Origin of the sequence: Photorhabdus cinerea (assembly GCF_011189575.1) — a bacterium.
GTDB classification, from domain to species: domain Bacteria; phylum Pseudomonadota; class Gammaproteobacteria; order Enterobacterales; family Enterobacteriaceae; genus Photorhabdus; species Photorhabdus cinerea.
Genome location: NZ_PUJW01000054.1, coordinates 1 through 7,589 on the forward strand (window position 1 = coordinate 1; position 7,589 = coordinate 7,589).

6 protein-coding genes and 1 pseudogene are annotated in these 7,589 nt (G+C 46.4%); 6 read left to right on the forward strand and 1 reads right to left on the reverse strand.

Annotated features, from left to right (window positions below):
* The 3 genes and pseudogenes from C5469_RS21740 to C5469_RS21745 form a co-directional block, all read left to right on the forward strand.
* Positions 1-158, forward strand: a pseudogene (locus tag C5469_RS21740) (RNA-guided endonuclease TnpB family protein); the annotation flags it as partial.
* A gap of 104 nt (positions 159-262) precedes the next feature.
* Complete coding sequence (locus C5469_RS23875; protein ID WP_036768332.1) at positions 263-415, forward strand: DUF5993 family protein; 153 nt, start codon at positions 263-265, stop codon at positions 413-415.
* 14 nt (positions 416-429) lie between these two features.
* The gene (locus tag C5469_RS21745) at positions 430-999 is read left to right on the forward strand and encodes a disulfide bond formation protein B (RefSeq protein WP_166310686.1); all 570 of its coding nucleotides are present in this window, start codon (positions 430-432) and stop codon (positions 997-999) included.
* 62 nt (positions 1,000-1,061) lie between these two features.
* Here C5469_RS21745 and typA read toward each other — a convergent pair whose 3' ends face one another.
* The gene (gene typA / locus C5469_RS21750) at positions 1,062-2,900 is read right to left on the reverse strand and encodes a ribosome-dependent GTPase TypA (RefSeq protein ID WP_166310688.1); all 1,839 of its coding nucleotides are present in this window, start codon (positions 2,898-2,900) and stop codon (positions 1,062-1,064) included.
* Positions 2,901-3,307: 407 nt separating this feature from the next.
* Between typA and glnA the strand changes: the two genes are divergently transcribed.
* The 3 genes from glnA to glnG all read left to right on the forward strand — a co-directional run bounded on the left by glnA (position 3,308) and on the right by glnG (position 7,372).
* Positions 3,308-4,717 (forward strand): glutamate--ammonia ligase, encoded by a 1,410-nt coding sequence (gene glnA, locus C5469_RS21755; protein ID WP_166310690.1) that lies wholly within the window; start codon positions 3,308-3,310, stop codon positions 4,715-4,717.
* 156 nt (positions 4,718-4,873) lie between these two features.
* Positions 4,874-5,923 carry a nitrogen regulation protein NR(II) gene (gene glnL / locus C5469_RS21760; RefSeq protein WP_166310692.1) on the forward strand — a complete coding sequence of 350 codons (1,050 nt, stop codon included), beginning with the start codon at positions 4,874-4,876 and terminating at the stop codon, positions 5,921-5,923.
* Positions 5,924-5,932: 9 nt separating this feature from the next.
* On the forward strand, positions 5,933-7,372 hold the full coding sequence (glnG, locus tag C5469_RS21765; protein ID WP_166310694.1) for a nitrogen regulation protein NR(I): 1,440 nt from the start codon (positions 5,933-5,935) through the stop codon (positions 7,370-7,372).
* Positions 7,373-7,589 lie beyond the last annotated feature (217 nt).

A 7,589-nucleotide genomic window follows, 5' to 3' on the forward strand; every position in this document is an offset into this window, starting at 1 on the left:
CGGAACATGACAGAGATATCAATGCCGCGTTGAATATCAGGGAGCAAGGGTTATTTGAATTACAGGCGGCGGGTCTCGTCGTCTCTGCCCATGGAGGCCAGCGTCAGACTTGTCGAGCACAAGCAGCGGCCTGTGAAGTGGGAAGCCTCGCCCGATAGGACGGGGAGCAGTCACTACGATGAATTCCCTACCCTGAAGAACGCAATCTACTACAGGGAAAGGTCTTAGATGTTTTTAAAAAACAGGAGAACCAACCATGTATATGTTTTTACCTTTTTTACTCGCATTATTTGCGGTTATCACCACCCTATATGGCAAGTATAAAACGAGTTATACCCTATGGGGCCTTCTTTTGGTGACGACTGTAGCCTGGTTTATCCATCATGCAACTGATTCGTTAAATCTATCTTTCTAACTGGAGACAATCTGATGAATCAGGTATTAGCAACAAAACAGAAGATCAGCTACGGCATGATATTCAACGTCATTGGATTATTTGGTATTAGTGCCGCACTTACCGTTGCCTTCTATTATCAGTTAGTCCTTTCAGAACTTCCTTGCCCATTATGTTTGTTACAGCGGACAGGCATGATAATGATAGGATTTGGTTTCTTATTTAATCTACGCTTTGGTATTAAAAGCGCGCATTACGGTATCGCACTTATTGGCAGTATCGTGACTGGGATTATTGCGATCCGACAAGTATTCTTACACATAATGCCCGGTGATACCGGTTATGGTTCCGCCCTTTTTGGTCTACATTTTTATACTTGGGCACTCCTTTCCTCAGTTATTGCTATTATTGCCATATCAGTCATGCTGATATTAAAAAGTCTGGAAAAAACAACCGAAGAAAAGGAAAACGCACCTGTTTTCGGTCAGATTCTTATTGGTTTATTTGTCCTATTAATTGCAGCAAATTTAATCTCTACCGTTCTGGAGTGTGGTGGTGGGCAATGTGATGACAACCCAACGTTCTACCAATTGCTAGGTAAATAATCTATCTGTTTAAAAAACTCAGGGCGTCATTGGCGCCCTAAGCATTTGCATGGCAGGAAAGATTACGCCTCTTTACTGCGATACGCACGACGACGTTCGTTTTCTGTCAGATGGCGTTTACGCAGGCGAATAGACACAGGGGTCACTTCTACCAACTCGTCATCATCAATAAACTCCAGAGCCTGCTCCAGTGTTTTCTTAATATGTGGAGACAGAGTTGTCGCTTCGTCAGTACCTGACGCACGGACGTTCGTCAGTTTTTTACCCGTCAGACAGTTAACTGTCAGATCATTTGAACGGGAATGAATGCCGATCACCTGGCCTTCATACACTTCTGCACCATGGCCCAGGAACAACTTACCGCGATCCTGTAAGCTGTAAAGTGCATAAGCAACTGCTTTACCCTGGCCATTAGAAATCATCACACCGTTCTGACGGCGACCAATTTCACCTGGACGAATATCATCATAGTGGCTGAATGTTGCATACAGCAGACCCGTACCGGAAGTCATCGTCATGAACTCAGTACGGAAACCAATCAAACCACGGCTTGGAATAACGTAATCAAGGCGCACACGGCCTTTACCGTCTGGCAACATATCACGCAGATCTGCTTTACGCTCACCCAACGCCCGCATTACATCACCCTGATGCTGCTCTTCAATATCTAACGTCACCTGCTCGAATGGCTCTTGTTTACGGCCATCGATCTCACGGAAGATAACTTTCGGACGAGATACCGCCAGTTCAAAACCTTCACGGCGCATGTTCTCAATCAGAACAGATAAGTGTAATTCACCACGGCCAGAAACACGGAACGCATCCGGATCTTCTGTTTCTTCGACACGCAGTGCGACGTTGTGAACCAGCTCTTTCTTCAGGCGCTCAAGGATCTGACGTGAAGTAACATATTTGCCTTCACGACCACAGAAAGGAGAAGTGTTAACACAGAAGTACATACTTACCGTCGGCTCATCAACAGCCAGCGGTGGCAGCGCTTCAACCATGTTGGTATCACACAAAGTATCGGAGATATTCAGCTCGCCCAAACCAGTAATCGCAATGATGTCACCGGCTTCAGCTTGCTCGCTCTCAATACGCTCCAGACCCAAGTGGCCCAGCACCTTACCAATCTTGCCGTTCCGGGTTTTCCCTTCGCTATCAATAATAGTGACGTTCTGGTTTGGTTTAACCGTACCACGCTTGATACGGCCAATCCCGATAACGCCAACATAGTTGTTGTAATCCAGCTGAGAGATTTGCATCTGGAATGAGCCATTAAGGTCAACTTTCGGTGGCTCTACATGCTCAACAATCGCCTGATATAACGGCGTCATATCTTCCGCCATATCTTCATGCTCAGTACCAGCAATTCCCATCAATGCAGATGCATAGATAATTGGAAAGTCCAGTTGTTCGTCAGTCGCACCCAAGTTAACAAACAGGTCAAATACCTGATCGACAACCCAATCAGGGCGAGCACCTGGACGGTCAACTTTGTTAATTACCACAATCGGTTTCAAACCATGAGCGAACGCTTTCTGTGTCACAAAACGGGTCTGAGGCATTGGCCCATCCATGGCATCGACCAGCAACAGTACGCTGTCAACCATAGACATAACACGTTCTACTTCACCGCCGAAATCGGCATGTCCCGGAGTGTCTACGATATTAATACGGTAGTCATTCCATTTAATGGCGGTATTTTTTGCGAGGATAGTAATTCCACGCTCTTTCTCCAGATCATTGGAGTCCATCACACGCTCTGTCGCTGTCGCACGGTCACCGAAAGTACCGGATTGTTGCAGCAGCTTGTCAACCAGGGTGGTTTTACCGTGGTCAACATGCGCGATGATGGCGATATTACGCAATTTTTCGATCACAAACTTTGCCTCAGGCATTTAGAAATGGCGCGCTATTGTACACACATTGGTCGAAGGACTAAACAGGATCACAATAATCTCTTCTTAACAACTTGGTGCCTATGGAATTGTGATCCTTTTCACGCCCATAAACAGACGCATTTTCAGCACAAACGCACTAACATGATGCGCGATAGTAACATAATTGCACCAAAATGATGCAATTTCACTAAAGATCAGAATATCCCATCATAGGCATACCCATAACACAGTATATTGCAAAGTGTTAGAAAGTTGGCACGCTTTTCGCAAAACTAGTTCACAAACACGTAATAGTTTGCAAACGAGTAAATAGCCTTGTTAAGGTAAAATGATATAACTGTGTTTTCTTTAAGTCTTATCACGACCATTTTATCAAGACCGACACAAACCAGGAGAAACCGAGTATGTCCGCTGAACATGTTTTAACCATGATTGAAGAGCATCAGGTGAAGTTTATTGATTTGCGTTTCACTGATACTAAAGGCAAAGAACAACATATGACCATTCCTGCTCATCAGGTTAATGCAGACTTCTTTGAAGATGGCAAAATGTTCGATGGCTCCTCAATTGGCGGGTGGAAAGGCATTAACGAATCTGACATGGTGCTAATGCCAGACTCAAGTACAGCCATGCTTGATCCCTTCTTTGATGATGCCACGCTGATCCTACGTTGCGATATTCTGGAACCAGGCACCATGCAAGGCTATGACCGCGACCCTCGTTGCATATCTAAACGCGCTGAAGATTTCCTACGTTCAAGCGGAATTGCAGATACCGTCCTGTGTGGACCGGAACCCGAGTTTTTCCTGTTTGATGACGTGCGCTTTGGCAGTTCCATGTCCGGTTCTTACTATCATATTGACGATATCGAAGCCGCATGGAACTCCGGGACTCAATACGAAGGTGGCAACAAAGGCCATCGACCAGCAGTAAAAGGCGGTTACGCCCCGATGCCTCCCGTTGATTCTTCTCAAGATTTGCGTTCAGCCATGTGTCTAACCATGGAAGAGATGGGGCTGGTGGTAGAAGCTCACCATCATGAAGTTGGAACAGCTGGCCAAAATGAAATCGCGACCCGCTTCAACACCATGACCAAAAAAGCTGACGAAACTCAGATTTACAAATACGTCGTGCATAATGTGGCACACAATTTTGGCAAGACCGCGACCTTTATGCCAAAACCGCTGGTTGGCGATAATGGTTCCGGTATGCATTGCCACATGTCCCTGTCCAAAAACGGCACTAACCTGTTTGCTGGGGACAAATACGGTGGCCTGTCCGAACTGGCGCTGTTCTACATCGGCGGTATTATCAAACATGCCCGTGCACTGAATGCGTTTACCAACCCGACAACCAACTCTTATAAACGTCTGGTTCCGGGCTATGAAGCTCCGGTTATGCTGGCCTATTCTGCCCGTAACCGTTCCGCATCTATCCGTATTCCTGTTGTAGCAAGCACCAAGGCTCGCCGAATTGAAATACGCTTCCCAGACCCAGCGGCTAACCCTTATCTGGCTTTTGCCGCTCAGTTGATGGCCGGCCTTGATGGTATTATCAACAAAATCCATCCGGGTGATGCAATGGATAAAAACTTATATGACCTACCACCGGAAGAAGCTAAAGAGATCCCAACTGTCGCTTCTTCTCTGGATGAAGCATTGGCAGCACTGGATACCGACCGCGAATTCTTGACTCGTGGTGGTGTATTCACCGACGACGCCATTGATGCTTATATTGAATTAAAAAACAGTGAAATGGAACGTGTCCGCCTGACACCACATCCACTAGAGTTTGAGCTGTATTACAGTGTGTAACTAACAGCCCTATTCCTGCTGATCATTTTTTGTTGCCGTGAAACCTTTAGCCCATCTTCGGATGGGCCCTTTTCCCACTTTCCAAGTTCAGGCTTTTGCTGGGTTTTACGCTCGAACATGATACAGTGCACCAAAAAGGTGCAGGAGTGTGACCAGATGAAAACGGAAAATTTACCCGATACTGGGCAAATATTAAACTCACTGATTAACAGCGTGCTGGTACTGGATACCGACCTTGTGATCCGTTATGCCAACCATTCAGCGCTGCAATTATTAGCTCAGAGTGCCCGTAAACTATTCGGTACACCTCTTCCGGTACTGTTTAGCTATTTTTCACTGGATACAGAATTAATGCGTTCCAGTCTGGTCAGTGGCCAGAGTTTTACTGACAACGAAGTGACGTTAGTGGTTGATAACCGCTCTCACATCATGTCGCTCAGTGCCCAACCGATTTCCGAGCAGTTCATCTTGCTGGAACTGGCGCCTATGGATAGTCAACGCCGGTTAAGCCAAGAGCAGGTACAACAAGCCCAACAGATAGCTGCACGGGAATTGGTTCGGGGGCTAGCACATGAAATCAAAAATCCCCTCGGCGGACTGAGGGGTGCTGCACAATTACTTTCAAGAGCGCTGCCTGACCCTGCTTTACAGGAATATACCCAAGTGATTATTGAACAAGCTGACCGGTTACGTCATCTGGTAGACAGACTACTTGGGCCACAACATCCGGGCGAACAAATTAAGCAAAGCATTCATTATGTTGCTGAGCGGGTCTACCAGTTAGTCTCACTGGAAATGCCGGATAACGTGACACTAATAAAAGATTACGATCCCAGCCTGCCAGAACTGGCCCACTACCCTGATCAGATTGAACAAGTTTTGCTGAACATCACCCGTAATGCCTTGCAAGCACTGGGAAAACAGGGAGGTTCTATTACCCTGCGTACCCGTACCGCCTTTCAAATCACCCTGCATGGTAAACGCTATCGTCTGGCTGCCAGAATTGACGTGGAAGATAACGGGCCGGGTATCCCGCCACAGATTCAGGACACCTTGTTTTACCCAATGGTCAGTGCTCATGAAGGTGGAACAGGTCTTGGTCTATCGATTGCCCGCAGCTTGATAGATCAACACTCCGGCAAAATAGAATTTACCAGTTGGCCGGGGCACACAGAATTTTCTATCTACTTACCGATCAAGAAATAGAGGATAACTATGCAACCGGGAAAAATCTGGATCGTTGATGATGATAACTCAATCCGCTGGGTACTTGAGCGGGCGTTAAGCAGTGCGGGAATGGAATGCACCAGCTTTGCAGATGCTGATAGCGTATTGACCGCACTGGCGCAAAACACGCCTGATGTCTTGATTTCGGATATCCGTATGCCGGGAATGAATGGACTAAACCTGCTGAATAATATCAAGCAGAATAACCCATTACTGCCCGTCATCATTATGACGGCCCACTCAGATCTGGATGCCGCAGTCAGTGCCTATCAGCAAGGTGCTTTTGATTACTTACCAAAACCCTTTGATATTGATGAAACAGTCGCACTACTGGAACGGGCACTTAGCCACTCCCGCGAACAGAATCAACCAACCAGAAACCCGCAGGCCCTCGCACCCGTTTCCGACATGATAGGTGAAGCGCCTGCCATGCAGGACGTTTACCGTATCATTGGCCGTCTCTCCCGTTCTTCTATCAGTGTCCTAATTAATGGCGAATCCGGTACAGGAAAAGAATTGGTGGCCCAAGCCCTTCATCGCCACAGTCCACGGGCTAATAAACCATTTATTGCGCTCAATATGGCAGCGATTCCCAAGGATTTGATTGAATCAGAACTATTTGGTCATGAAAAAGGAGCTTTTACTGGCGCCAATCAGGTACGTCACGGACGATTTGAACAGGCCAATAACGGTTCGCTGTTTCTTGATGAAATTGGTGATATGCCACTGGACATTCAGACTCGCCTGTTACGAGTATTAGCAGAAGGCCAGTTTTACCGGATTGGCGGTTACGCACCGGTAAAAGTAGATGTCCGAATTATCGCTGCAACCCATCAAGATCTAGAACGTTTGGTAGCAAAAGGCAAATTCCGTGAAGATCTGTATCACCGCCTGAATGTTATTCGTATGCAATTACCTCCCTTACGCGATAGAGTGGAAGATATCCCCCGCCTGACCCGCCATTTCCTGCAACAGACCGCTAAAGAGCTAGGCGTAGAAACAAAGATTCTGCATCCTGACGCAGAAATGGCTTTAATGCGTTTACCCTGGCCGGGTAATGTCCGCCAGTTGGAAAACATCTGCCGTTGGCTAACAGTTATGGCGGCAAGCCAGGAGGTGCTGGTACAAGATTTGCCGCCTGAATTATTTGAACCCCATCATGCCGAAACCGGCACGGCAATACCCGCAAATACAACACCTGTAAATACAATACCGGAAGACTGGCCGCAGCTACTTGCTCATTGGGCCACAAGTGCGTTGGAAAATGGTCAGCAGGATCTACTATCTGAAGCATTACCGTTATTAGAGCGTACTTTACTCAACTGTGCGCTTAAACATACCAAAGGACATAAACAAGAGGCTGCCCGGTTGCTAGGCTGGGGACGCAATACTATTGCGCGAAAATTAAAAGAACTTGGGCTGGAGTAAGGAGATAACATCTCCAGCCTTATCGCGATTTTTCAGGATTTAGTATATCAGATTCCCCATTAGCAGCATAAAAAAACCAGATTTTGATCGCATTTTATACCATCCATTCAGACAGGTAATTAATCCTGCATTAGAATGGTTTGATATTGTTATTATTTAACTATCAAGATTATTTATGGTGGGATAAACATAAAAAAGTCGAGTTCACCTCAGGTTT

Excerpts from the sequence above, each read along its gene's own strand:
- glnG (WP_166310694.1), top strand. The coding sequence starts at position 5,933 with ATGCAACCGGGAAAAATCTGGATCGTTGATGATGATAACTCAATCCGC.
- glnL (WP_166310692.1), top strand. The coding sequence starts at position 4,874 with ATGAAAACGGAAAATTTACCCGATACTGGGCAAATATTAAACTCACTG.
- glnA (WP_166310690.1), top strand. The coding sequence starts at position 3,308 with ATGTCCGCTGAACATGTTTTAACCATGATTGAAGAGCATCAGGTGAAG.
- C5469_RS21745 (WP_166310686.1), top strand. The coding sequence starts at position 430 with ATGAATCAGGTATTAGCAACAAAACAGAAGATCAGCTACGGCATGATA.
- typA (WP_166310688.1), bottom strand. The coding sequence starts at position 2,900 with ATGCCTGAGGCAAAGTTTGTGATCGAAAAATTGCGTAATATCGCCATC.
- C5469_RS23875 (WP_036768332.1), top strand. The coding sequence starts at position 263 with ATGTTTTTACCTTTTTTACTCGCATTATTTGCGGTTATCACCACCCTA.